25 protein-coding genes are annotated in these 24,423 nt (G+C 61.0%); 14 read left to right on the forward strand and 11 right to left on the reverse strand.

Features of this window, described 5'->3' with window-relative positions:
* Window positions 1-224: 224 nt before the first annotated feature.
* The gene (locus ACWPN7_RS31390; RefSeq protein ID WP_492273694.1) at window positions 225-1,787 is read left to right on the forward strand and encodes a competence protein CoiA family protein; all 1,563 of its coding nucleotides are present in this window, start codon (window positions 225-227) and stop codon (window positions 1,785-1,787) included.
* A gap of 338 nt (window positions 1,788-2,125) precedes the next feature.
* On the opposite strand, the gene ACWPN7_RS31395 is transcribed toward ACWPN7_RS31390, so the two are convergent.
* Both ACWPN7_RS31395 and ACWPN7_RS31400 read right to left on the reverse strand, forming a co-directional pair.
* Window positions 2,126-3,487: a nucleotide-binding domain-containing protein gene (locus ACWPN7_RS31395; protein WP_492273695.1), complete on the reverse strand. Its 1,362-nt coding sequence runs from the start codon at window positions 3,485-3,487 to the stop codon at window positions 2,126-2,128.
* Between the two features lie 5 nt (window positions 3,488-3,492).
* Window positions 3,493-4,620 (reverse strand): SAVED domain-containing protein, encoded by a 1,128-nt coding sequence (locus ACWPN7_RS31400; protein WP_492273696.1) that lies wholly within the window; start codon window positions 4,618-4,620, stop codon window positions 3,493-3,495.
* A gap of 530 nt (window positions 4,621-5,150) precedes the next feature.
* Here ACWPN7_RS31400 and ACWPN7_RS31405 point away from each other — a divergent pair.
* A complete protein-coding gene (locus tag ACWPN7_RS31405; RefSeq protein ID WP_492273697.1) occupies window positions 5,151-5,345 on the forward strand; it encodes a hypothetical protein in 195 nt (64 codons plus the stop codon).
* A 28-nt stretch (window positions 5,346-5,373) separates the two neighbouring features.
* Here ACWPN7_RS31405 and ACWPN7_RS31410 read toward each other — a convergent pair whose 3' ends face one another.
* Complete coding sequence (locus ACWPN7_RS31410) at window positions 5,374-5,730, reverse strand: helix-turn-helix domain-containing protein (RefSeq protein ID WP_492273698.1); 357 nt, start codon at window positions 5,728-5,730, stop codon at window positions 5,374-5,376.
* A 157-nt stretch (window positions 5,731-5,887) separates the two neighbouring features.
* Here ACWPN7_RS31410 and ACWPN7_RS31415 point away from each other — a divergent pair, with 157 nt between their 5' ends.
* Genes ACWPN7_RS31415 through ACWPN7_RS31425 form a run of 3 tightly spaced genes read left to right on the forward strand, consistent with a single transcriptional unit; the run spans window position 5,888 to window position 7,272 of the window.
* Window positions 5,888-6,409, forward strand: coding sequence for a hypothetical protein (locus ACWPN7_RS31415; RefSeq protein WP_492273699.1), 522 nt, complete (start codon window positions 5,888-5,890; stop codon window positions 6,407-6,409).
* A gap of 43 nt (window positions 6,410-6,452) precedes the next feature.
* Window positions 6,453-6,875, forward strand: a complete 423-nt coding sequence (locus ACWPN7_RS31420) for a hypothetical protein (protein ID WP_492273700.1) — start codon at window positions 6,453-6,455, stop codon at window positions 6,873-6,875.
* A complete protein-coding gene (locus ACWPN7_RS31425; protein WP_492273701.1) occupies window positions 6,868-7,272 on the forward strand; it encodes a hypothetical protein in 405 nt (134 codons plus the stop codon). Before ACWPN7_RS31420 ends, ACWPN7_RS31425 begins: the two co-directional genes overlap by 8 nt.
* A 155-nt stretch (window positions 7,273-7,427) precedes the next feature.
* Here ACWPN7_RS31425 and ACWPN7_RS31430 read toward each other — a convergent pair whose 3' ends face one another.
* The 5 genes from ACWPN7_RS31430 to ACWPN7_RS31450 all read right to left on the reverse strand — a co-directional run bounded on the left by ACWPN7_RS31430 (window position 7,428) and on the right by ACWPN7_RS31450 (window position 9,534).
* The gene (locus ACWPN7_RS31430) at window positions 7,428-7,577 is read right to left on the reverse strand and encodes a hypothetical protein (RefSeq protein WP_492273702.1); all 150 of its coding nucleotides are present in this window, start codon (window positions 7,575-7,577) and stop codon (window positions 7,428-7,430) included.
* A gap of 22 nt (window positions 7,578-7,599) precedes the next feature.
* Complete coding sequence (locus ACWPN7_RS31435; RefSeq protein ID WP_492273703.1) at window positions 7,600-7,866, reverse strand: HigA family addiction module antitoxin; 267 nt, start codon at window positions 7,864-7,866, stop codon at window positions 7,600-7,602.
* Complete coding sequence (locus tag ACWPN7_RS31440; protein ID WP_492273704.1) at window positions 7,859-8,065, reverse strand: hypothetical protein; 207 nt, start codon at window positions 8,063-8,065, stop codon at window positions 7,859-7,861. The genes ACWPN7_RS31435 and ACWPN7_RS31440 overlap by 8 nt, the downstream gene beginning before the upstream one ends.
* A 571-nt stretch (window positions 8,066-8,636) precedes the next feature.
* Window positions 8,637-9,380, reverse strand: coding sequence for a hypothetical protein (locus tag ACWPN7_RS31445; protein ID WP_492273705.1), 744 nt, complete (start codon window positions 9,378-9,380; stop codon window positions 8,637-8,639).
* 19 nt (window positions 9,381-9,399) lie between these two features.
* Window positions 9,400-9,534: a hypothetical protein gene (locus ACWPN7_RS31450; protein WP_492273706.1), complete on the reverse strand. Its 135-nt coding sequence runs from the start codon at window positions 9,532-9,534 to the stop codon at window positions 9,400-9,402.
* A gap of 324 nt (window positions 9,535-9,858) precedes the next feature.
* Here ACWPN7_RS31450 and ACWPN7_RS31455 point away from each other — a divergent pair, with 324 nt between their 5' ends.
* A complete protein-coding gene (locus tag ACWPN7_RS31455; protein ID WP_492273707.1) occupies window positions 9,859-10,470 on the forward strand; it encodes a hypothetical protein in 612 nt (203 codons plus the stop codon).
* On the opposite strand, the gene ACWPN7_RS31460 is transcribed toward ACWPN7_RS31455, so the two are convergent.
* Both ACWPN7_RS31460 and ACWPN7_RS31465 read right to left on the reverse strand, forming a co-directional pair.
* The gene (locus ACWPN7_RS31460) at window positions 10,421-12,220 is read right to left on the reverse strand and encodes a hypothetical protein (RefSeq protein WP_492273708.1); all 1,800 of its coding nucleotides are present in this window, start codon (window positions 12,218-12,220) and stop codon (window positions 10,421-10,423) included. The genes ACWPN7_RS31455 and ACWPN7_RS31460 overlap by 50 nt on opposite strands.
* A 25-nt stretch (window positions 12,221-12,245) precedes the next feature.
* Entirely contained in the window at window positions 12,246-14,696 is a 2,451-nt protein-coding gene (locus tag ACWPN7_RS31465) for an AAA family ATPase (protein ID WP_492273709.1), read from the reverse strand.
* 365 nt (window positions 14,697-15,061) lie between these two features.
* Between ACWPN7_RS31465 and ACWPN7_RS31470 the strand changes: the two genes are divergently transcribed.
* The 8 genes from ACWPN7_RS31470 (at window position 15,062) to ACWPN7_RS31505 (ending at window position 23,945) form a co-directional block, all read left to right on the forward strand.
* Window positions 15,062-16,249, forward strand: a complete 1,188-nt coding sequence (locus ACWPN7_RS31470; protein ID WP_492273710.1) for a hypothetical protein — start codon at window positions 15,062-15,064, stop codon at window positions 16,247-16,249.
* Window positions 16,250-16,630: 381 nt separating this feature from the next.
* Window positions 16,631-16,999: a hypothetical protein gene (locus ACWPN7_RS31475; RefSeq protein ID WP_492273711.1), complete on the forward strand. Its 369-nt coding sequence runs from the start codon at window positions 16,631-16,633 to the stop codon at window positions 16,997-16,999.
* 213 nt (window positions 17,000-17,212) lie between these two features.
* Complete coding sequence (locus ACWPN7_RS31480) at window positions 17,213-17,941, forward strand: TnsA endonuclease N-terminal domain-containing protein (RefSeq protein WP_492273712.1); 729 nt, start codon at window positions 17,213-17,215, stop codon at window positions 17,939-17,941.
* Entirely contained in the window at window positions 17,941-20,046 is a 2,106-nt protein-coding gene (locus ACWPN7_RS31485) for a TnsB C-terminal domain-containing protein (protein WP_492273713.1), read from the forward strand. Before ACWPN7_RS31480 ends, ACWPN7_RS31485 begins: the two co-directional genes overlap by 1 nt.
* Before the next feature lie 22 nt (window positions 20,047-20,068).
* Window positions 20,069-21,142: a TniB family NTP-binding protein gene (locus ACWPN7_RS31490; RefSeq protein ID WP_492273714.1), complete on the forward strand. Its 1,074-nt coding sequence runs from the start codon at window positions 20,069-20,071 to the stop codon at window positions 21,140-21,142.
* A 16-nt stretch (window positions 21,143-21,158) separates the two neighbouring features.
* Window positions 21,159-21,860, forward strand: coding sequence for a TniQ family protein (locus ACWPN7_RS31495; RefSeq protein ID WP_492273715.1), 702 nt, complete (start codon window positions 21,159-21,161; stop codon window positions 21,858-21,860).
* Between the two features lie 225 nt (window positions 21,861-22,085).
* Window positions 22,086-23,045 carry a TniQ family protein gene (locus tag ACWPN7_RS31500; RefSeq protein WP_492273716.1) on the forward strand — a complete coding sequence of 320 codons (960 nt, stop codon included), beginning with the start codon at window positions 22,086-22,088 and terminating at the stop codon, window positions 23,043-23,045.
* 294 nt (window positions 23,046-23,339) lie between these two features.
* Window positions 23,340-23,945 (forward strand): DedA family protein, encoded by a 606-nt coding sequence (locus ACWPN7_RS31505; RefSeq protein ID WP_459197067.1) that lies wholly within the window; start codon window positions 23,340-23,342, stop codon window positions 23,943-23,945.
* A gap of 40 nt (window positions 23,946-23,985) precedes the next feature.
* On the opposite strand, the gene ACWPN7_RS31510 is transcribed toward ACWPN7_RS31505, so the two are convergent.
* Window positions 23,986-24,189: a DUF3008 family protein gene (locus tag ACWPN7_RS31510; RefSeq protein ID WP_040136338.1), complete on the reverse strand. Its 204-nt coding sequence runs from the start codon at window positions 24,187-24,189 to the stop codon at window positions 23,986-23,988.
* Window positions 24,190-24,423: the final 234 nt, after the last annotated feature.

Here is a 24,423-nt window from a genome sequence, read left to right on the forward strand (position 1 = left end):
GTTAAACGGTGACTGCATGGACATGCACTGCCGTCGCACACAATGCCACTTGAATGCATCTTTTTCGCGATTGAGTTCTTCTGAATCTATCCCAACAGGCGGGCCGCGGCGGAAGCTGTTGGTTCGAGCGAGAAAATCAACATTGAGAGTCAAGGTTTTGGTGGATTAGGTCGGCATTTACCGGCATTCTTGCCGGTCATTTTCACTTTTTACAACCAAACCCGATGGCTCAAACAGCATTCCGTGACAACAATCTTCTCATTGCCGCCGACATCACCGGAGCCCGAGAATGGGAGCGTGTTCGCAAATGGAGCGCAGATGGCGAACTGGTAACAGTCTGCTGTCGATCTCGAGCGGTGGCTGTCGAGAACGAAAACGGATTTCGCTTCTTCCGTCATTACAGAGACCCAAAAAATTGTGAAGGAGGAAAGGAAAGCGTCGAGCACGATCGGCTAAAGGCAACCGCCTACATGGTTGCAAAGAGATGCGGCTACCTAGCTGAGATGGAAGCATCAGGGCCGGGATGGCGCGCCGACGTCCTTGTCACGCACCCAACAACGGGGAAGCAATCCGCAATAGAGATCCAAAAATCTGACCAGAAGAACCATGAGACACGAGATCGCGTTGGGAAGCATCATGCATCCGGCGTAAGGAGCATCTGGTTCTTTCTCAAGAAGAAGGACTACCATGAAGTTCCACCTGATTTGATGGCTAATGGGCTTCCAGCTTTTGTTCTCCGAAAAACGGATATTGAAGGTAAAATTGACGAACTTAGCGGCCTCCTAACGGCTCTTTTGAAGGGCACTATGATTTTTGACCGCGGTGTAGGATTGGATCAAGTTCCTTTTGGACTTGTCGGCTATAGCTATCCGTGCGGCAAATGCCAGCAGATTTGGTATCGAACCACTTTCTCCGTGGCGTATCCGAACCGTATTCGTGGCGGACTAGATCCAGTAGCGATTTACATGTCTACGTTGACTATGCCTGAGACACTCATGGCCGAGGTCGCACAACGCATCGGGACGCCTCTTGGACGACTGCGACGGCCGTCCGATGGTGGCACTGCCATATTGGTTTGTCCGCATTGTGGAACCATGCCGGATGCCGAGTTCTTAACGGAAGCTATCGTAGTCCAGTGCCCGCATTCCGAACTCGTGGGATCTCTTGATTTCCGTGCGCGGTCCAAGTTTAAGCCGGGCTGGCGGAAGCCCCCTGCCGCTCAGCCGGAGAGGGTTATGGATGCGCAAACCTGGGCCAGGATCATACAAGAAGGCATCGCAGATATCCAGGCGTATCGAGTACAAAGGGAACAAGAACGAGAAGCTCAACGACGCTTCCATGAAGACCAAGAACGTCTGCGCCAAGAAAGAATTAGGTCGAAACTTCGCAAACGTGAAACCGATACCATTCTTGCCAAGCTAAGTCCTTTGATGGCAGAGAAGCAGCTTCATGCTTGGTTTTATGAACCCAATCCCAGCCTGGGAGGCTCAAGTCCCTATGCAGTGATAGAAGCCCATGTAGAACGGCATTGGAACGACGCGGCCCCTGTCCAGAGCGAACCCGCTCGACAGCTTTCGGCCATAGAAGAGGGGGGGCGCCAAAACATCGACAACATGCTCGGGCTGACAGAGGTCCAACAGCTTTGCCTGCGGCGCAACTACCGGCACGAGCAACGTATTAGCCGCATTGAGGCCGCTGAAGGCATAGGCGGCAAGACGGTAGCCGTCCTTGCACTTCATTTAGGCGATATGATCGACAAAGTCCTATTGCGCCCGAAAGCAAAATAGTACCCATTACGGCCAATGGCAGGGTGAAGGCAACCGGCTTCCTACTGTGGTGCGAACAGCTGCTGTCTGCTTCGCCTTATATGTGGTGTTCTGAGCCATGAAGAAGCTCAGCCTCATCGCAATCGCTGTCACACCGCTTCCGACAGCCACAACGGAGGCGGTGTCCGTGGACATTCTCTTTAGAGTCAATGATTCTCCCGGAATTCGTCGGCTAAGCATTTGAATGGGATCGATACTCCTTGCGTCGACCATCCTGAGCCCCCTGCGCCTCACATCATTCCCGTTCGGATGCGATCGCCCCCGGGCCACGGGCTGGCGCTGGCCCGCCCGGTTTGCACCTACCGGCGCCGGAGGAATCCGCGCCGGGCTTCGTCGCGAATGCGTACCTGGTGCACCGTCTCGGCCAGCACGACCCCGCCCCGATGGATTTGGCACACCATGCTATGGTCGCCGCGGTACGCCGTGCTGGTCCAACGCTCGACACCGCCGTTGTCCTGCTGCCATACCATCTGACCGGCAGCCCGCGCCTCGTCGCCCTCGTTCTGGACGATCCAGCGAATGCTGTACGGCGGCGGCACGTTGATGTTGGCCACGGTGAACCGCAGGGCGACGCCTTTGGGCAGCACGCCGACGCCGCTGCGGTGCGTGCCGTACACCGGAGCGCCCTCTCGCTTGGCCAGCCCGCAAGTGATGTCCACCGTGAACGCCCGTGCCACCGCCCGGCTGGCCTCGGTCTTGGCGGACACCTGCTCCTGACCGGCGGCCCAGAAGTCGTGGTTGAAGAACCAACGCCACGCCGAGCGGGCCTGGGCTTCGGTGCAGTCCGCCCGCTGGAGCACCGCCAGCTTCTCGACCGCTTTCCCGAGCTTCTCCAGTAAGTTCTCGACCTGGAGGCGGCACTCGTCCTTGGCCGTGAGCTCACGGTCCGGGTAGATCGGGTTCATCGCCGTCGTGCTGAGCGTCAGCCGGTCGCGCAACGCCACGATGGTGTCGTACAGCGCTACGTCGTCGCGGAACCAGTTCGCCCGGTAGGTCTCGGCGACCAGGGCGCTCAAGATCATGCCGCCCGGCAGGCTCCAAGAGGAGCGCGACTTGGCGAACCACTTCATGTGGCGCACGATCCGCCGCAGCTGCTGCTCCTTGACGGTGACCAGGAAGCCCGACGGGCTCTTGACGGTCACCTGCTCCTTGAACCAAGACGTCACCTTGTCCGGGTCGCGCTCGACCCAGCCCTCGGCCCCGGCGTGCTCGTAGCGGGTGATGCCGAGCCAGTCGGTCCACCGGCGGTACACGGCGAAGTCGATGTGATAGCCCTCGGCGTACCAGACGGTGACCGCGTTCTTGCGCGCCTCCGGGTCCTTGATGAAGCCCTGGCACCGCTTCAGGAAGGCGTCGCGCACGCGCTCGCGGGCCGCCTTCGCGTCGGCCGGGAGGGCGTCCTTCTCGAAGAGCAGCGCGACGTCGATGTCGTAGTCGTTGTCCTTGTGCCGGTTCAGGGTGTGCATCGCGTAGCTGCCCTGGTTCCGCACCTCGACCGGCCCGGCGTACGTGACGCCGTGCTCCGCGCCCAGGTCCTTCAACCCGGCGCGCAGCCGCTCGAGGTTGGTGTCGCGATACCCGGCGAGCTTCCCGCGCTCGTCCTTCCCCAGGATCACCTCGCCCCAGTAGAAGCGCCCAAGCTCCTTCGACAGGTCGTACATGCTGCTCACTCCGCCGCTGCCGTGGACGCACCCTCGACCGCCACCGGGCGCTCGACCATCGCCTGCGGCAGCAAGTCGCCGCTTACGTCGAGGGACCAGGCGTACTTCGGCGTCGAACGGCCCTCGAAGTTGTGCACTCGGATTCGGTGGTGGATGGTGCGGGTGACGCGCCGCCCCAGGCTGAAGGCGAGGCTGACCGGCCCGGCGTAGAAGACGTGCACCCGGACATCTTTGGGCAGGGTATTGTGCAGTTCGTCGAGCACCCGGTCGAAGGCCTTGCAGACCGCCTCGATCTGGGCGGTCGTGTGGATAATGTCCCGCGCGGGCGCGGCGACCGTGATGAGCCGGTCGTGGAAGGGGCGGCCGAGCGCCTCGGCGATGTCCGCCTCGGGCACGGGGAAGCTGACGGCGATGCGGATGGCGACATCGCGGGCGGCCTCGCCGCCGTCCTGGGCGGCCGTGGTGACGCCGAGGTCCTCGCCCGCGGCCGCCGCATCGACCCAGCGACAGCGGCCCGAGCCCCGGTCCAGCTCGAACAGCTGGATGCGCGGCTTGGTCGACAGCTCGGCGCCCGCCAAGAACGCGAAGGGGATGTGCGCGATGCCGTAGTAGGCCACCTCGGCCCCGGGGTGGGCGGCAACCATGCCTTCGAGCTTGGACCGTAGCCGCTCCTGCACCCGGACGGCACCGGCGACGTCATGCACCCGGCCGTCCTGGTAGAAGGAGGATTGGTCCACGTCGAGCGGGAGGATGGCGGCGTTCGCCAAGCTGGTCGGAAGATCATCAGCCGACAGCTGGGACCCCAGCGCCTCCTGGGACTGGTGCCGGATGGCGATCAGCACCGCCGCGGGCTTCGCTGCTTGATTTGCGTACACGCGCGACAACAGCCACAGGCACAGGCCGACCAGCAGCAGCCCCAGCGGCACAGACAGCCACAGAGGCATGTCGGTAACGACGTCCGTGCGGCCCGTGGTCACCGTAACCAAGGCCTGCAAGGCCACCATGCGGATGTCCGGCACGAGGAGGCCGAGACCAGCCATCAGGCAAAGCAGCGCCGCCTTGGCGCGCGCGTCACCCTTCCGGATCCGGATGACATCAAGTAGAAAGTCAAACAGCGGCTTTAGAAAGTGCATCGCGCGGCGCCTTCCCGGTTGCTGGGGGCGCCGCCGCACAAGCGCGGGCTCCAGCCCGCCAAAGAATTTACCTCAAATGCGGATATTGTCAACATTTGGTGTGAATGGCCTGGACGTGCGTACTCGATATGGATGGGCGGCATCGCCGCGGCACGGCGTCGAGGACTTTTGGATGCCCTTCACGCTGTCAGAGGCGCCAAAGATGACTTCAGCAATCTTCGTGGCATAAATGGTCATTTACTTGAAAAGTATGCAGACTAACAAAAGAAATTTCAGGCAAATGAAATGCACAATTTCGTATATTTCAAGATTTTTGTTGGATATTGTGCCGGGCCTATAGTACATGGCGTCTGTTTGGCATCTGAATTTGCTTTGGCGTAGGAACGTCGCTATGGCGACGGCATGGCCGTTTCAGGTGGTCAAGAGACGTCTCGATATCGGGTAGCAATCAGCACGCCCCACCGCCCCGTGCGCTCTTTGCGCGGACGGTCGGGGAAGCGCCGGTGTTTCGGTGCAACCGGGGATGGGTCATGGAATTCCGTGTACCGCCCGAGAGTCCGGTCGCCGAGTACGAGCGCGCGGACGGCTTGGTGCGGGTCCAGGGCATTGCCGTTCTCCGCCACCCTCATGGCGACGTCGAGCAGCCGGTGGAGATCGTGATGCACCAAGGCGACGCGACCGCTATGGCGGCCAGCATCCTCGGCCGGGTGCGTGCACTTTGGTAGCTTATAGCTGGACGTCCGAGGCGTGTGTTCAGCTTTCCTGCTCGGCTGAGCGTCCCCGCCCTTGGCGGTCCTCGACCAAGACCTCGATCATCCGGACCGCGGGCCTGAGGTCGTCGACCTCCAGCGCCTCGGCCGCCGCGGTCAACCGCGACATCAAGGCCGTCCGCTCGACTGGTGACTCGGTCTGCCCTTCGAGGAGCAGGCTGTCGGTGGTGGCGCCCAGGACCGCGGCGATTTTCACCAGGGTTCCGAGATCGGGCTCATGCCGGTCTTGGATGTAATGCCCATACCGGCGTTCACCCAGCCCGGCACGCCGGGCCACCTCGGTGTCCGTCAGCCCCAAGGCTTGCGCCCGCGCCCGCAGTCGTTTTCCCAGCCCTTCCATGCACCCGGTGTGCCCGCGACACCGCGTCCCGGTCTACGTAGGCTTCCTACTTTCAACCGTAGAAACTCTGGGGTATACGTTCCGCGTGCAGTCACGCGCGCCAAGCGCTCTGGCGACATGCTTTTTTCACCCGCAAGCAGCAGAAGCAGGGGCCTGTATGATCACGACGATCACTGGAACGATTGCGGCCATCGGCTCGTCAAAAAGCATCAAGGATGGCACGGTTTACGACTACATTCGGATCGCCAAACCCAACGGTGAAGACGAACTGCTGAAATCCGTCAGCACTCGTTCTGTTGTGAATTCCTACCTCCGGCTGGGACTGTCCGGAACGTTCTTTCTGAAGAACAACGGAGTGTCTCTTCTCCTTGCTGCGGAAGTGGATGGCCGATATGCCAGTGACTACGAAGAATTCCATACCGAATATCGTGCGGCCAAAATCATCGTGAAGGGAGTGTTCTTGGCCGCCCCGATTCTGATCGCCATCGGGGCATTGCTTGGCCAGGGCGAAGGCGGTGGTGTGGCGCTGATGGGCGTTCTCCTCCTCATTCCTTCGTGGATCCTGGGGTTCGTTCGCGCCCTTCCCAACATGTTCCAGAGCCGGACGCCGTCGGCAGACGAACTCGAAGCAGCACGTTCAGCCGCCAAGAGGGCAGTGCCTGAACCGGTGCCAGCCTGAACCCGATCCGCGTTTTGCATGCAATGTCGCCCAGGCCCCAACGATGATCGAAATCATCGTTGGGACAATGCCCACTGGGCTGGCGGCCAATCCAGCAAGATTTCCCACGATGAACACCATACATCTTGCCTACATCATCGGCGCCCCTGTCATAACGGGGGTTTTCTGTGCGGCAGTGCCCAGGTGGAGCTTTCACGGCAGCGACGCGGGCACCGGACTATTGCTTGTATTTTTGAGCTTCTGCTGGCTTGCGGGCGGGGCCATCGGCTACTTCATTCCGCAATGGCTCGCCATGCAGTTCGGGGATGGCACACTTGATGCGCTCGGGCGCGTTGCCCAGATCATCGGTGTCCCCTGCGGCCTCATCATTGCGTTTCGGGGGACACTGTTGTTCGCAACCCTCGGCTTGCTGGCTGTCGGTGTTGCGGGCATCTACAGTCTCGGCGCCTGGGTTATCAATGGCTGAACAGCAGTTCGTCCTTATCCGCCGCCGGGTTGCGCAAAGAGAAACGGCGCGTGACACGGCTTGCGCCAACGGCCTGCGACACCGGTTTGTTCAGGTCGCGGCAGGCGCCCTGTTCTTGATCGCTCCGGCAGTTGCGCTTTCCGCCGACCATGCCGAGCGCGCCAGGGGCAAGGAGGTCTACGAGGTCGTGAAGGACAAGGGCGTGCTGGCCGCCGTGCACCGGATCATGCCCGTGAAGGACTTTGAGGTCTGGTCGACGTGGGCCACGACCGGCGTCAGCGCGCCGATGGAGGAGCGCATGCCCGGTTGGCCCTCGACCACCAGGGCGGCGTCTGGGCATCGCTCACCGAGGACGGTGAAAACACCCGCTACTACGGCGCCCCACCCGCCCATGTGAAGGGCTTGCTCACTCTCGGGAACTGACCTCGTACCGACTCGGCGACGTCGACAGGAGGATCACCTGCTGTTCGCCGCAAGCCAGACGATCTTCAGGAGGTGTTCCGGCTCACCGTGTGGCTTCGGCGTGCCCATCGCCGTTCGCGGCAGGGCGGACTACGGTTGGTCCGATCTGCGGGCCATTAAGCGGTCGATGTCGTAGCGCAGCCGTTGTCGCTGCGCGCGGATGGTCCTCAACAAGGCGATCGCGCAGGCAGCGTGCCGCACGTACCAGGCGAAGCCGATGCCGCCGACCACGAACAGCATGGCCGCGAGGGTGCGGACCAACTCAGCGCACATGGTTGAGGCGTAGCTCGTACAGGTTCTGAAGATTCATCCAGAAGACCGCAGGACGGCCGAGGACGCGCTCGAACTCGATGGCCGTCTCGGCCAGGATGGGCGCCTTGCCCCCGATGATCTCGCTGATCATCTTCGCCGAATGACCGCAGCGCTCGGCGAACTCGGCTTGGCCCATGCCCTTGGCCGCCAGTGTCTTCTCCAGGATACGGCCCGGCGGAACGGCGTAGTCCGGCGTAAATGCCAGCTTCTTAATCACGGTGGTCGTCTCCTACGAACACGATCTCAATCTTGGTGGCTCGCCCGACGTCCACCTCGCCGCTCTCTGTCAGCAGCAGCGGTTCGTTGGCGGTGATGAAGCAAACACGCACGCCACCAAACCCGTCCACAACCCACTGTCCCTTGTGCTTCCAGCCAAATGGCGAATGTAAAAGGTAAGATTTTTCCGAGAGAAGCAAGGCGGCTCCAGAGTTGCCCTGGCCGTCAGCCCAAGGTGTACACCATCAACTCGCGCCGAACAGCATCCACGTGCTGGGGCCAGTGTGCCGGGATCGGTCGCCAGTTCCAAATCTCTTCCGGTATCCAGTCGGAAAACTCTTCAGGCGCACCTCTTTCGAGTGAGAAGCCTCGTGTTCAGCCTGACAGTCGGAAGACGCGGAAAACCGCCATGTAGGCGAATCAAAAGGTATATTGCCGAGAGAACACATCTGGAACATTCCCCTGTCAACCGTTATTAGGCAGGGATGAATGGCCGTGAAAACACATGTTGTCCTAACACTCTATCGGCGCAACCCGGCCACCACGGGCAACACCCTGTGCCCTGGCAAGCGCCTCGTCTGAATCAGCAAGGAAGCCGCCTGGGCGCAGGCGGAACGCCTGGTGTCGCCGCCGACCAGAGCGCGGTACCGTCACGAACGGCATGCCATTGGCCGTCCTCGGCATAGATGCGGATTACCTCGGTGATCACCTTCTTCCACTCCATTGTTTTGGTGCTCCCGACAGACGCCTTGCCCGCGATTGACGAGGGGCCTAGGGGGCAGATTGCGGCTCCGGCGGCAGCGCCGGTGTCGGCGGCGCGTTCGCCTGGCTGGTGGCTACCCACGAGGCAAGGTAGGGTTGGACCAGCTTCACGGTGTCCGACCAGCCCAGCAGAATGGTCATCACGCTCGAGATCAGGCCGATGAAGGTGATGGCCGCCGACAGCCCGCGGAACAGGATGTTGCCCTGGACGGCCGCGACGACACCGGCGCCAATCAGCCCGAACCACCTCAGCATCAGCACCGGCACGGACAAGAGTTGCTCGACGCCGAGTCGGAACCAGATGAAGGGGTTCAGCAGGCGCCGCCGCGATCCATCAAGTGCATCGCCCAGAGCACCGACGTACCGGAGCAGCGCTTCATCAACCATACAGGCGTATTCGCCGACCAACCTATGGAAGAGGCGAAACTCGTCCTGCGCGAAAAGCCGCCGGATCTCCGGAACCATGTTCAGGATGATCGGGTAGTTCTTGATCGCGTAGTTGGCCGCGGGTGGCCGGAACGTAGCGACGATGCCGTGCCCGCCCATCTCGCTCTGCACCCGGTTGGAGTTGAGCATCAGCCAAGTGTAGGCATCGCCGTCCCGCCCCTCGCTGTTGCAGTAGCGGATGAACTGGTCCCGGAATTCATGCGCCAACACCAGACGCTGGGTCATCCGCCGATGAAGCCAATAGGCCCGCATCAGGCCGGTGCCGAGCACCCCGGCCAGAGCAACGTACGGGTAAAAATCTGCCACAGGTTCGCTCCTGGGCGCCCTACTTGGCCTTCTTGGTCACCGTCTGCTTGTAGGTGGTCGACGGCTTTTTCTGAATGTCCTTGTTAGACACGAACTTGCCGTCCTTCGCGCTCTTGTTCACCGTCGTGGTGACGGTCTTTCCACCCTTGGTCATATCTAAGAACTCCCAATATGTGCCGTAAAGGTGATTGCTCAGGCACAAGATGCTGAAGCAATCTTGACGAGGGATTAACGGGGCATGGGGGTGGGGCATGGGTTGCGCCACCAAGTTGGTTCGACCGCGGCCGAGCCTGCGATCGGCGTTGTTCAGTTCCCCTAACCAGGAAGGGATTTCCGTCTGCGCACAAGGCCTTCTGCAAATCATCCTGGCGGACCGGCATGGGCCTTGAGTTTGGCGCGCATCGGGCGATGGAGAGCGGGATGGACGTCCCTTGCAAAGCGACGCTGTACGCTCCAGTGATGTCGACCGGAGATTACCATGGCAATCGTGAGTCAACAGCGCCAGCACCCCGAAAATGAGACGCTTCCCCACAGCGGCCCGCCTGTCGATCAGGAAACGGCAGTTGTGCTGGCGTCCCGCGTGCTTGCGTTCACACCAGGTGTTGCCTGGTATCAAAGGTGTCCGGATGAACTCCCCGAAGCCGGGGCGCTGTGTCTCTTTGACGTCCAGCGGTCGCCGGAGAACGACCAGAGGATGCTGCTGGCCGTTGTCTCGGACGCGACACCAGAGGCGACGGCATTGATGGTTTCAACCTTGGACTCTGCGTTTCCATCTCAAAAGATCGAAGTGTTGGATATTGCCAAAATTTCTTCCGTAAAGTTATCCAACCTTTCATTGCTCGATCAGGCGCGAAGGCTGCGTGCGCCAACCGAAGCTCTGGATCAAGCATTTAAGCTACTCACCAGCGGAATGACTGTATACGAGCTTCAGGAGCTTATCAACGCAAGGGGGATTGATGGGTACTCATCCTATCAGTTGATTTGGCATCTTGTTGCCATTAGACAAATCGTTTGCGACGTCGACCGTCCGTTTTCGGACTCTACACCGCTCTGGCCGCTTTCCGATGAAGTCCCTTTACCTTGTCTGTAATGGCGACGGCATAGGCCGCAGCATTTCCAAGGCTGCTCATATGTTTTAAGCGATCGTGGAGATAAATAGCTGGGTCGAAGACCCCATTTTTCCAAACACCTTTCGCTTTGGCACAAAGCCCCAGGACGCGCGCCAGTTCTGCGACTGGCATATGCCCACCGTCGTTTCGGCGGAATACGGCAATGCAGTACCCCTTGCCCTCAAGGTCCTCAGGGTCGACCACATAATAATAGGCGCCCTGGTGGTTGATCTCGATGACGGCCGCCCTTCTTCCGTTTGGTCCTCCTTGGCGAGCCCACCGACGAGCCTCAACGCCCAGCGCCCGGTCTTGCGGGAAGAATGACACTAGATGCCTATTGTCCGGCCACGCACTCTCCGAGGTCACTACAGCCTGCGCATTCATCCCCTTGGAGCAGATGTGGCCGACAGCCCCAAAGAGTTCCTCAAAAGCCGGGGGAACGGCGCGTTCCCGCACGCTGTCATCGTCTACGACCATGGTTGCGCGTACGCCGGTTCCCTGCTCACCCACCACTTCCGTCGTACCCACGCTGACGGGGGTTGTTCCACGGTAGGTTGGCATTTTTCCCGGCACCGATCCGGATGGTGTCCGAGCCGTACGGGTGACGCTCACAGAGGCTAAGTTCGGGTAGACAAGGGACGGATCGGGCAAGAGGACCGCAAGACCAGCAAGTCCCCCATCCGGAAGCTGATCATCTTCGATGTCAAGATCTTCTGCCAAGCGTCGTCGAGACTTAATTTCAAGATCACCGGCATCCTCGTCCAGATGAATTCTTGGGTGTTCTGGCTGAGCCACCATGATGCGCTCGAACGGAAACGGCGTCACACAACTCAGCACGCGCTCGATAAGACCGACAAAAGTCTTCTTGCCACTTCCCGGTTTGAAACTCCAGCGCACGATGGCGTTCAGCTCCGAATCTCCCTGAAAGGGCACGGTTACGCTAGGATAAATTCGCATGTTTCCAGCACGCGCTTGCTTGATCGAGTCGCCAACGGCAATGGCACATGCGCGAGTGAGAGGATCATGAGCAATACGGGCAAGGAGAAGCGCTTCCAGATCAGTTGGAAAGAAGTTAGCGGTCAGTACGTAAGTGTTTTTGAGCTCCGGGTGCGGCAAACACTCGGAGAATTCAACGTAATTTCCAATAATACCCAGAGATGCTAGATGAATAAGTCTTGAGGTACCGCCAAACCAATACCGAATGAGTTCGACAGCTGGCAGGAGCAAGACTTCATCGCCTCCCTTCATACGGATGCACGGTGCGTTTTCTTCTGCCCCATGAGGGAGTGTTGATTTTTGTCCCCGCCAGACCCCAAGATTGCTGAGGACAGGAACTGGGCTATGGTGGTCTGGATCACCACAGAATCGTGTAAAGAGCTTGCTCCCGGCAGCCGGATGCACGGAAGCGAAGAGGCGACCGTCATACCAGATCGTGCTTGGCGCCATAAAGCTCAGCATAGTCACAGAAGCATTCGCAACGTGCTTCTTGCCAGTAAATCTATTCTCGTAGCTTTTTTCTCTATCAGATGGGTCGTGAATTTGCGCTAATACCACGTCCACTTTCGGATGCATTCCTTCTGCACTGACGCAGCCCAACCATCTCACTTCCCAGAATTTTCCATCGCGCGGGATTACGGCTTGACGGAGACGAATTGACGAAACCTTCTTTACGTTAACTGACATCACAAACCTCAATGCAATTCGTTCAAAATCAACGCGATTCACAATCATCCGCGCCGTGAAGGCGAAGATACGTTTACAACCCGTTCTTCTTCATCAGGCCCTCGACGCGGTTGAGGTGCGTCAGGATGTTGGTCTTCACCGGAGCGGCGTAGCCGACCTCGGTGTGGTGCGCCGGGTCCGAGAAGCCCACCGTGTCCTTGAGCCCGTCATGCTCCTGGGGCAGCGTGCCCGGGATGGTGCGGAACAGCTTCAGCAGATCGCTCGGCTGGGCGTTGTCATAGGTGGCCGGAGCCGGTGCGCCGAGATCCTTGGCGTAGAGCTCGCGGATGAACTGCTCGATCAGTACACGCAACCGGTCAACGGCGAGGAGCCGGTTGGTCTCGTTGCCGTCGGCCAGCCCCTTGATCTCGAAGATAAGCTTCCGGAGCTTCAACTGGGCGGCGATGATCGGCCCGGCGATGCCATAGGCGTCGAAGTTGTAGACCCGCAGCGAACGCGCTTTGTTGAGCTCGCGCAGACGGGTGACGACGCGCTCGACGTGGGACAGCACGATCACCTGCTTGCCATGGCCGTCGAGCAGCTGCGGGACGACCGAACCGATGAAGGCCTCGGTATGGTCGTCGTCCATGCTCTGGATCGGGTCGTCGAACACCACGAAGCCGAACGGCGACCCCGGCGTGGTGGCGCGCATCATCCACACCGCCAGCCCCAGGCAGTTCAGCTGACACTCGCTCAGGTTGGCGGCCGCCCCCATCCGCACGCCGAAGCTTCGGGCGTGCAGCTTCACGTGGTCGGTCCCCGGCTCCATCCCGTCATAGCCGACGTCGGCGCCGGGGTTCATCAGATCGTACCAAGCCCGTACCTCGTCACCGCGGGCGCCGAGCAGCTCAACCTGCTTTTGCTGGAGGTAGGCCTCGGTGTCCTGCATCAGCGCCTTGGACTGGTCGAGGACCGCGTCGTAGGCGGTGATGATGCGCATGTCCCGATCGGCCGACAGTGCCGAAACCAGCGCGTCCAACCGCTTCACCTCAGTGTTCGAGGAGACACGGGCACCAACGGCCTTGGCGAAGCCATCCCACCCGGTCTGGTAGCCGGATAGGGCCTCGGCGAGAGCAGTGAGCGCCGCCTCGAGTGCTACGGGCAGCGCATCCTGCTGCGCGACAACGTCAGGAGCTTGCAGGCCGTTGGCGAGCCGCGTCATCAAGGATCGGACATGCGCCACCACGGCGTCGTGCGCGTCGTCGTACTGGCGCCACGCGGATTCCACCGCGTCGAAGTGGCCCATGAATCCGTTCAGCACGTTGGGCTCGTCCGTGAGCAGGGCCTTCAGGAACCCGAGATCCTCCAAGCTCAGCGCCGGGCGCGGCAACATCCGGACGACTTGCGCGACCTGCTGGAGGTGCCGCTCGGCCACCGCAATGCTCGCCTGGAGCTCCTGGGTACGGGCCAGCAGGTGGGCGGCGGCCTCCAACCGCATCCTGAGAGCCAAGCGCCGATCAGGCGTCAACGTGGCCGCCTCGCACATGGGGCATTCGTCGCCCTCCGGCGCCTGAGCCAGTCCGGCCTGCCAGAAGGCCAGGCGCTCCTGCGCGTGCGCCGCGGCCACCACGGCGACTCGGGTACCCACCGCCTTGCCCAGCGCCGCCAGAGCCTCGGCGGCGCTGTCCCGCTCGCGCAGCAGACGCTCGATGCAGGCGGTCAGGTCCGAGGTCGGCGTCAACTTCGTCAGGTCGAAAACCGCGCGTTCGGCCTCCCCGCGGGCCGCCGTCAGCGCCGCGATCAGGGCGGCCGGGTCGTCCGACTTGGTGCCACCCAGGCGCCTCGCCGCCTTAACGAGGGCCGGGATGTCTTTGGCCGGGTCGATGTCGGCCGTTGGCTTCGCCCAGCGCGCCGCCATCTTCGCCGTCTCCGGCATGTCGGCCAGCACGGGCGTGAGCTGGCGCAGACGATTCCTGGCCTCGACCACGGGACGTGGCGGGGTTCCCTGGAATGAGCGCCGGGCCCCATCAATGGCGGTCTTGAACGCCGACATCTCGTCGAGTCCCAGCGCCGCGCTGACGGCGTCCCGGCGCTCCTTGGGGCGGGCATGGATGAAGGTTTGAAGGCCATGCTGGACGATGACCGGGTACACGGCATCGGGCACCAACAGGCCGAGCGTGGCGAAGTCGGCCGGTGCGCCGTCGATCAAGGTGATGGAGTCCTCGGACAGTGCTGGGTTGGACATCCGCCGGGTGAGCACGATCTCGCGGCCGTCGGCTAGGCGGACACGCGCGGAGACCTCGACCGGCTGTCCGCCGTGCGCGTTGGCGTAGGTTCCGCCATACTCGGTGGCGCTGAGCACTTCACCGCGCTTGCGCCGCCGGGTCGAGCCGTAGAACAGCCACTCCAGGGCTTCGGCGAAGCTGGTCTTGCCGAAGCCGTTTGGCCCGTAGAATAGGACTATGTCAGAGTCGAGGTTGACCGTGGTCGGCGTGGCGCCGTAGCCGCGGAAGTTGGAGGCGGTCAGATTGAGGAGCCTGGTCACTCCCCCATCTCCTTGGCGAAACATGCCTCGAGGATCTGCCGCAGGCGCTGCGCGTATTCCGCTGAGGTCACGTCAGGGCCACGGCAACACGTTGTAAACTCCTCAATGACCGCCATTGCCAGTGCACCTGTTTGGGTCTCCGCGAACCCCTTGAGGTGGTCGTGATACGACATTGCCTATACTCACCGCGATGCTCGACACCAACGGGTAGAGTGTTAACGTGATACAATTAAAAAATCCTTGTCGGGCGGAGTCGCGCACATCAAACATGCCCACATTCAACTGCAACCCTAAACCGGTGCTAGGGCAAGATGGCGCGGAAATTTACACGTCAGGAACTGTACGATCTTGTCTGGTCCCAAGCCATGCGGACGCTCGCCGCCGAGGTCGGGGTGTCCGACGTGGCCTTGGCAAAGGCGTGCCGCCACGCGAACATCCCCGTTCCTGAACGTGGCTACTGGGCCAAGAAGCAGGCAGGCAAACCGACCAGCAAGCGGCAGCTCCCACCCCGTTTCCCAGGCGCCTCCGACACCATCGAGGTCGGCAGCGGAACATACCGCGGCTACTATAGTTCGAGTGTCAGCCTAAATGCGCCCTTGCCTGCCCTGCCGACCTTCGAGGAAGACATGGGCGCGCTGACGGAGCGCGTCCGCAGGATGGTCGGGAAGGTGACCTGCCCCAAGCTCAACAACACCCCCCACCGGTTGATCGTTACCCTGTTGGAAAAGGATGAGGAACGCCGCCAAAAGTACATCCGCTCCCGCTTCAGCTTCGACGCCCCGCGCTACGACACGCCTATCGCAAAACGGCGACTTCGCATCCTGAACGCCATTTTCCTAGCTGCTACGCGAGCAGGCTGCAACGCCTCCATCGACACCACAAAGTGGCCGCAGAATCCGCACGACGCGGGCATTCACGTCGGTGGTCAGCACATCACCTTCACCCTTCAACCGGTCCCGTCGAAAGGAAAGCCCTCATCTTCTGCCCGCCAGCAGGAATGCCTGCTGCTGACGATCCACTCCCAGTCCCACAAAACGCCGGTGCTGAAATCCTGGCAGGATACCGACGAGACACCGCTCGAGGACCTGATCGGTACCATCGTTGTTGAGATAATCGTCGCCGCCGAAACCTTTCACCGGGAGAACGCCCTACACCATCACCAGTGGCTGGTGGAAAGGCAGGCTGAACTCGTGAAAGCCGAACGCCAAAGAAAGATTGAGGAAGAACGAAAGGCGCGCGAACAGCGGAAGAAGGAGGAAAGGGAACGGATCGAGCGCCTCGTCGGCCAAGCTACCGCCCTTCACCAAGCGGATACGATCCGCACTTACGTCCACGCCGTCCTCGCCCGCAAAGCGGAGTTGCCGGTACCGGTCAACAACCTGGACCGTTGGGCTGCATGGGCGATCAAGGAAGCGGACCGGATCGACCCTGTTAAGAACGGGACCATCATCGACGGCATCCAGACCCTGCCTTTCGACGTCGTCGACGTGTGCGTCACGTTAGACGCCAGTGGAGTCCACCAAGGAATGATGCCGTCGGCCTCCAAGGGCTGACGCCGTCCATCCTTGCCACTTTCCACATCGACTGCACCTCCCCGTGAGCCTTTCATGGAGAACGGACCGAAGGGGATCGCCCGTACGGGCAGACTGGGACAGCCGGAGCGATTTTAAATAAGCTCATTGGAGACACCACCATTCTCTACATCATCTCCTTCGTCTGAGCCGGGTATCGAAATTCAAGAAGTCGATTGACACAATTCACGTCGTGGCTTACATGTTACCCATGATCTGCGATCTCGCCCTTATCAACGCTGAGAACAACCGGCCTTCGCCGGTCGCAGGTTCTATCTCCACGTCGTCGATACGCTGAGCCGCTGAGGGCCAGCTACCCGTGTGGTCCACACGGGTTCATCGTCACGTCTGTGGAGATCCCACATGCCGCGTCTGACCTCGAACGCCGCCCAGGGTTCGCTGCCCATTGAGTCCCTGCTGAGGCCCCAGAGGCCCATCAGCTTCTCCACCGCGTCCGTTCGGATGCCCTTGATGGTCCGGCAGGAAGACGGCTCGGCCGCAGGTCCGTGGATGACGCTGGTCATTGACAATGTGTCACGCATGCCGGTCGCCGTGCACGTTCACCTCGAGGAACCGTCTAACAAGGTGCTGCGGCAGTGCTTGGAAAAGGCGGTACGGCGCACCGCTTGGCCCTCGCTCCACAACTGGAGCGAGCAGAATGGAAAGCGGCGCTGCAAGAGCACGACGCCTCTCACTCCCGCGCCGCCCAAGGTACCTCGCTCCACCTCCTGACGCATAGCCTTCCAGGGTTGGTATGGCCCGGCTTTCATGATGCCCATGGACTGAGGACCCAACACATGCCGCAGGTGAACATGCGCGGGCGCATCCTGTACCGGACGGCAATGCTCGGCATCGCAGCCGCCCAAATACCGTAGTCCCCGCCGCCTCCAACACACCGGGGCACCGCTCCCGGGGATTTCGATCGCCTTCCAGGAGACCTTAAAAATGAAGGGTCCTTCCGCGCGCAGGGGCGCCAGTGCCCGACCTGTGCCTGCACACAGCGCTTCAAGCGCTGTGTGCACCCAGCCCGTCCGCAAGGTAATCACCAGGCGGACGGCCCGGGTCATCGGCCTCTTCTCCAGCGTGAAGATGAAGAGCCACGTCCCCTGGGAATCTCAGCTGGAACTCGACTTCCTCCGCCTGATGGAGGTCGACAACTCCGTCACCGCGTTCTACGCCCAGCCAGAGATCTGCCACTATCAGCTCAAGGGCAAGGAGCATCGCTACTTCCCCGACCTGCGCGTCGAGCATGCCGACCGGTCAGTGCGCATGGTCGAAATCAAGTTCCAGGAGAAGGCGAACACTCCGGAGAACAAGGAGCGTTTCGCTCTCATCGAAGTGCTCTACGCCGAACGCGGAATCAGCTTCGAGGTCATCACCGAAACCGTCATCCGGCGGCAGCCTCGTTTAGCGAACGCCAAGCTCCTGCTGGAGGCGCGTGAATTCACCCCCAGCGAAAGGCTTTGCTTGCGGGTCGCTGAAGCATTCGCCGTTCGCCGCCCGTCCACGCTCGGAGATCTCGAAGCGGTTCTGGGCTTCTCGCCCGCACGCCGTGGCGAACTCTACGCGATGGCCATGTGCGGGTACTTCGACATCGACATCGAGAACGCTCCGCTGTCCGCCAACAGCCTCATCAAGGGAGCCGTCCTGCGCCCCAACAAAGGAGAACTGTGATGACTCCCATTAATTGGACGCTGGGCGAAACCATCGAAATCAACGGCGAACGGTACCGCATCCACAGCCGCGCGAAGTCGGGTGCTTTGAATCTGGAGCACATCCGCGATGGCCGCTTTGAAACGCGGCCTGACAGCGAGCTCGCCACCCTGTGGGGCGACGGGGAGTTGGTGCGCCTGCATGACACCAGCGGAGCCTTGTCGGAGCGGCGCCGGAACATGCTGGAGCGGTCTTATTCCGACCTTCCTCCGAAGGTGAAGGTGCACGCGGAACGGCGCCTGCCGTACATGAAGGCGTTTGTGGAGCGCAAGTTGCGGACGCGGTCGCGGAAGCGGCTCGACCCGCTCATCGCCGAAGTCGCCGTTGCCGTAGGAGATCTGACTCCCCCGAGCGCGCGCCAGCTTTCCCGCTGGCTGGCGAAGTGGTTTGCGATCGGTTCGCCGGACCTCCGCGATATCCGCTGCATCGCGCCCTGCTTCCATCTTCGGGGGAACAGCAAGAACCGCTTCGACCCGGAGGTCGACGAAATCGTCTGGGACACCATCGAAGACATGTGGCTCAAGCCGAATCGCGAATCGGCCGAGTCCATTCTCGAGGTAGCCAACGCGCACATCGACAACCTTAGCCTCGAAGGCAGGGAAAAACAGTACCTCGACGCCGATGGCAGGCTTCGGCGTCCGAGCCTGCGTACCGTCTATCGTCTCCTTCAGGAAATCCCGAAGGATGTTGTCGTTCGCGGTCAGCGAGGCAAGCTCGAGGCTGAACGCACCTGTGACCCCGTTGTCGGGGGTCCGCAGGGCAGCAAACCCCTTGAAGAGGTCGAAATCGACCACACGCTGCTGGACGTCATCGTCGTGGACACCGACCGCAACATTCCGCTCGGGCGCCCCTGGCTCACCGTTGCCCTGGACCGTCACACGCGCATGATTCTCGGCGCTTACATCGGGTTCCACCCGCCGGGCGCTTACACCGTCATGATGTGCCTGAGGAATGCGATCAAACCGAAGAAGGATCTGCTCGATCGCTACTCAAACATCCGGAATGATTGGCCTTGCTTCGGGAAGCCCCAGACAATCATCGTCGACAACGGCCCGGAATTCCACAGCCGCAGCTTCACCGAAGCCTGCCTCAGCCTGAACATTGATATCGTTTACTGCCCTGCGCGCAAGCCGCGCTACAAGGGCAAGGTCGAGCGCTGGTTTGGGCGCTTGGCGAAGCAGGTCATTCACAAGATCCCCGGAACGACGTTCTCGAACACCAAGCAAAGGGGGGACTACCAGGCCGAGAAGATGGCCGTGATGACGCTCGACGATGTCAGGGGCGCCGTCTTGAAGTGGATCGTCGACGATTATTCCAGGTCCCTTCACCGCGGCATCAACGACATCCCCATCAGGCGCTGGGAAGAGGGGGTTAACCGCCATCCGGTTCAGATGCCCGCGCGGGCCGACGAACTCGATGTGCTGCTGTCCCATGTCGAAGAACGCACCCTGACCCGCAAGGGAATTGAAATCTACGGCTTGCGCTACAGCGAGAAGTCGCTGGGCTTCCACACACTCATCAACCGCCCTGACAAGCCGGAGCGAGTCATGGTCAAGGTCGAGTTCGGCAATCTTGCCAGCATCCGCATTCAGGATTGGCGCACGGGGCGTTACATCGAGATCCCGTCGACGGACCCCGAATACACCAACGGTCTTTCTTTGGCTGAGCACAATATTCTTGTCGCTCGCGTCAAGGCGCGTCTCAAGAAGTATGAACGTGTGACGGTCAAGGGTCTGCTTGAATCCCGCCAGGAGTTCCGTGCGCTTATCCAGAAGCTCAAGCGCGACAAGAAGCTGACCAGCAAGCGCCTGATCGCCGCCGTTTGCGGCGATGACGAGTTCAGCGAGATTGTCGTGCCCACCCAGGACGCGCCCAAAGCTGACGCTGCCCCGTCGGAAAAGATGGGAAGCGAAGCCCAGCCGGTGCCCAAGTCGCCCCCTCAAAACCCGAAGAATGCCGCGCGCAAGTCGGACCCCATCATTCCGCCTGACGATGACAATGATGACCTCGCGGCTCTTCGGGCTCGTATCGCGGCCGCGGGAATCGTTGCGGAAACCATTCGGTAATTAGTTTTTGAGGAGGCGCTCCATGCACAATCAGCCCATTGGCGACAGCTTTGATGCTGTCGATGAGCGTATCAACTTCAACACCGACATTGACCGCATTGCGGAATGTATTCAGAAGGTCAGCGACCTGAAGAAGGTGTTTGTTTCTCACCCGGGCACTGACCGGGTAATGAAGTTCCTGAAGCTGCTTATCCATTACGGAAATCTTGGAGCGCAGGTCGGTAGCCCTGCCAGGTGCCTCCTGCTGACCGGGCTGTCGGGCAGCGGCAAGACCGCTCTGCTGCTCCGTTGGGTCGCGATGTTTCCCAAGTGCGAGGAGCCGCTGAAAACGAAGTGCCCGATCCTCTACATCGAGGTGCCGCCTAACTGCACACCGAAGGCGCTGGCAGAGCACATCTTGCGCGCGCTCGGCGTCCCTGAGGAACTCGTCTCAAAGGGCACAGAGGTGTCGCTCACCGAACGGGTGAAACATCACCTGCGCGAACAGGAGGTGCGCATGGTCATTCTCGACGAGTTTCATCACCTCATCGACTCAAAGAGCAACCGTGTCATCCACAAGGCTGCTGATTTCGTCAAGGGGCTGCTGAACGCCGCAATCTGCCCGTTCGTGCTTGCTGGAATGCCGAAAGCCGCGGCGGTTTACGAGGCGAATGTGCAGTTGAAGCGTCGCTCCTATGGGCGCCCCGTCCTCCATCCCTTCGACTGGAACGACCCTTCCCAGCAGGATTTTTTCCGCGGGGTTCTTGATCAATACGAGAAGAAGTTGCCGTTCAGTATGCCATCGAATCTCATCAACCCGTCGGTGGCCATGCGCATTCACTATTTCTCGGAGGGCCTCCTCGGTAGGGCTGTTGACCTGCTGGTCGCGGCCGCCATTACCGCCCTTGAGGCCAATGAGCCCTGCATCAGCTACAGCACCTTGCGTGAGACCGTGGAAAACTACCGGGACGACAACGATACGAATTGGTTCAATCCCTTCGATGAGCCCGAACTCAAGCCGCTTGAAACGGTGACGCTCGACGAAATGCCGCACCGCGTTACACGCCTTCGCAAGGGCGAGCGCCAGACCAAGCAGGCGGATCTCCTCCGTACCTGACAAGGAGGAATGCGCCGTGAGCACTTGTCCAGTTCCGGCGCGCCTTCCCCTTCGGGAAGTTCCGGAAGCGAATGAATCCCTACTCGGATTCCTGGCCCGCCTTGCCGAGCGCAATCACCTCGACACCCCCCTCTGGTTGGCGCGGTTGGTCAGGATCCCGTTCACCAAGTTCGACATGGCGGCATCGATCCCTTTCGATCTCCGCCCGTTCTCGGCAATAAGCGGAATTGAAGCGCCCGTCCTTGCTCGGATGGCATACTGGCCGGTTGGACAGGGACAGGTAAATTTCCTTGGTCATGCAATCAAAGCCGAGATGATCGCCGTTCGACACCGGCGCGCATGTCCACTCTGCTTGGCGGTGTCGCCGTACCACCAAGCGGACTGGGATCTCAGCTTCGCGACCGTCTGCCTGAAACACGCGGTGCGCCTCATCGACCAATGCCAAACGTGTGGTCGGGTGCTCGGCTGGAAGAGCAAAAGCCTCACTGCGTGCCCATGCGGTGCCGATCTGCGAAAAGCCGATGCGAAATCGGTTCCCCAGTATGATCTTTACGGACATGCCTACCTTCACCATCTGCTCGGGCTGCGTATAGAGATCGCTGGTGCGCATGGGCCATCCCGGGCGCCAGGGTTTCCCGCTGAACCGGAATGCACCCACGGACACCCCGATCATCTGCGGCTGAAGGGGATCAGAGCAGGCACGCCCACACAGCTTTGAACAAGGCTTCCCTCGTAAAGCAGGGATAGACCCCAACAACATCCCCGGCTGTCCATGGCTGTTCACCAGCAAGGACAGCATTTCTGGCGCGCTCCACCAAAAAGGACATCAATCGCGGCAGCATGACGCCGGTTGAGACGTTAATCATGTCAACATTTGCAATCCATCCACTATATGCGGCACAACGGCAACCGGATGGGGAAGGCCCTGTCATGGAGTGCTTCGATGCCGTTGGCGCCGAGGCGGGTTTGGCGCTATGGGACGATCTTGGACAGGAAACCGCTCGCCAAATTGCCGCTTCGCCGAGAACCGATCCTTGGCGAGAGCCTCAATGGCTTCATGGCCCGCTTAGCGGAGGCGAACCGCTTCAACCGCGTTGAGTGGGTGGCCAACGTAGCGCGCATCCGCTTCCCGCGGATCTGGTACCCGGACGAACAGGTGGAGGGTCTTGCCGCCGTTGCGGGCCTGGAGTTCGACGCACTCAAGGCGATCGCAGCCTCACCCCCGTGGCAGAAGGGCAGCACCGTCGTGTCGACGGTGCTTGGCCACGACATCTCTACGGATGCCTTCATGCGCAAAGGTCGACGGATTTGCCCCCAGTGCTTGGCAGAGGCGTCATACCATCGCATAGCGTGGGATATGCGCTTCGTACGATCGTGCATTCATCACTTGAACCGCTTGGTCGCGGACTGCCCAGCGTGCGGTAGGAAGCTGGACTGGCGCACATCGTCTGTTCGCCGGTGCTTCTGCGATTTCGATCTGACAACGGCGCCGACCGTGACCGTCGCGGCTGAGGTGCTGGCCGCGACGCGCCTCTTGCAGTCGATGCTCGTGGACCATGACCTGGAGCTTCCGGTCTTGCTGGCGGGCTTGGATCTCGATGAGGTGCTCTTTTTTCTTTCGAAGTTTGGGCACTTCCGTGGTGGTGGCATGGAATTCTTGATGGACGATACGCTCGATCTCTCCGTCGAGATATGGCTCACCAACGGGCTTGCGGTGCTCTCCCAGGATGTCGGCGATCTTGAGCGTATGCTCAACCTGGCCACCCAGCGCACGTCGGCTTTTCCGAACCGGAAGACCATGGCGCTCCTCGCCACGGTGCATGATCGGCTGGTAGAAATAGGGCCGCGTGCGACGCACCTGTATCAGGTCGTCGCACGGATCCTCAGCGATCATCCAAGCTGAGAGCACCGGAAGCCGGAAAGCCGGAAAGCCGGAAAGCCGGAAAGCCGGAAAGCCGGAAAGCCGGAAAGCCGGAAAGCGGCAGTCCAGAGCCTTGCGAAAGCCGATGTCAACATATGTGGCACGGCCAGCTTGGAAAGACAGGAATTGTGGCAAAGCTGACCACTTTTTCTGACGCACGCTGACGGAAAATCAATGGGTTAGCTGAATTTTCCAACCGAGTTATGTGTCAGCGCACAGCCGGTGAACTCCCGCGGCGCCGGAGGGTTATCCAGGCAACCGGAACCGGAGGACCGCGTGTTCGAGTGGATCACAAACTTGGTCGAAAGCGGCGGCTACGCCGGCATCGCGCTTCTGATGCTGCTGGAAAACGTCTTTCCGCCCATCCCATCGGAACTCATCATGCCGCTGGCCGGATTCGTTGCCGCCCGCGGGGATCTCAGCCTGCCGCTGGTGGTTCTGGCGGGCACCGCGGGTTCGGTGGCGGGCGCGCTGTTCTGGTATTACGCCGGGCGGTGGCTGGGCAGCGAGCGGCTGAAGCGGCTGGCCGCCCGGCATGGCCGCTGGCTGACGGTGGCGCCCGCGCAGGTTGACGAGGCGGCGGGCTGGTTCCGCCGGCACAGCGGGGCGTCGGTGCTGATCGGGCGCCTGATCCCGGCGGTGCGCACGCTGATCTCCGTTCCCGCCGGGATCGCCGGGATGGGGCTGGCCCGCTTCCTGGTCTATTCGACCATCGGGACGGCGCTGTGGTCGCTGGTCCTCGCCGGGGCGGGTTATCTGCTGGAGGGGCAGTACGACAAGGTGTCGGGGTGGATGGACCCGGTGGCCAAGCTGGTCATCGCCGCCATCGCCGTCTGGTACGCCTACCGCGTCGCCACCTTCCGCCCGCAGGAACAGAACTGACGGGGGACTCCCCCGTCAATTCCCCTACAACAGCCCGACATCAATTCTCCGCATCATCCTTCGAACCGCGGGTGGGCAGGTCCTTGCGCTTCGCGGACGCCATCTCCCGCAGTTCCTTCTCGCTCATCGACTTGGCCATTTCCTTCGATGCGCCGCGCAGGCTGGACTCCGGCTGTTCCCCGCGCTTGGCGGCCAGCGCCGCCCCCGCAGCCATCTGCTGCTTCTTGGACTCCGCCTTGCCCATCCGTCCCTCCACCTGTGATGTGAACGCTCGTTCCATCAACAGGGCGGGAGCGGATTCCGTTCTCGCACATCGCGCTCTGCAACTTTTGATGCCCCATCGCAACCGCTTCACCCCACGCAGGGCCGATACGGCGCCGATCGGCACGCCATAACCACACGTTGGTATGCCCTGGTCATTCCATATCCGTAATGTGGCTTTCTCTTTTTCTAAAATTTCTCCTAGTTGTATCACTCG

The sequence above is a fragment of the Azospirillum sp. UENF 312511 genome (assembly GCF_058780635.1).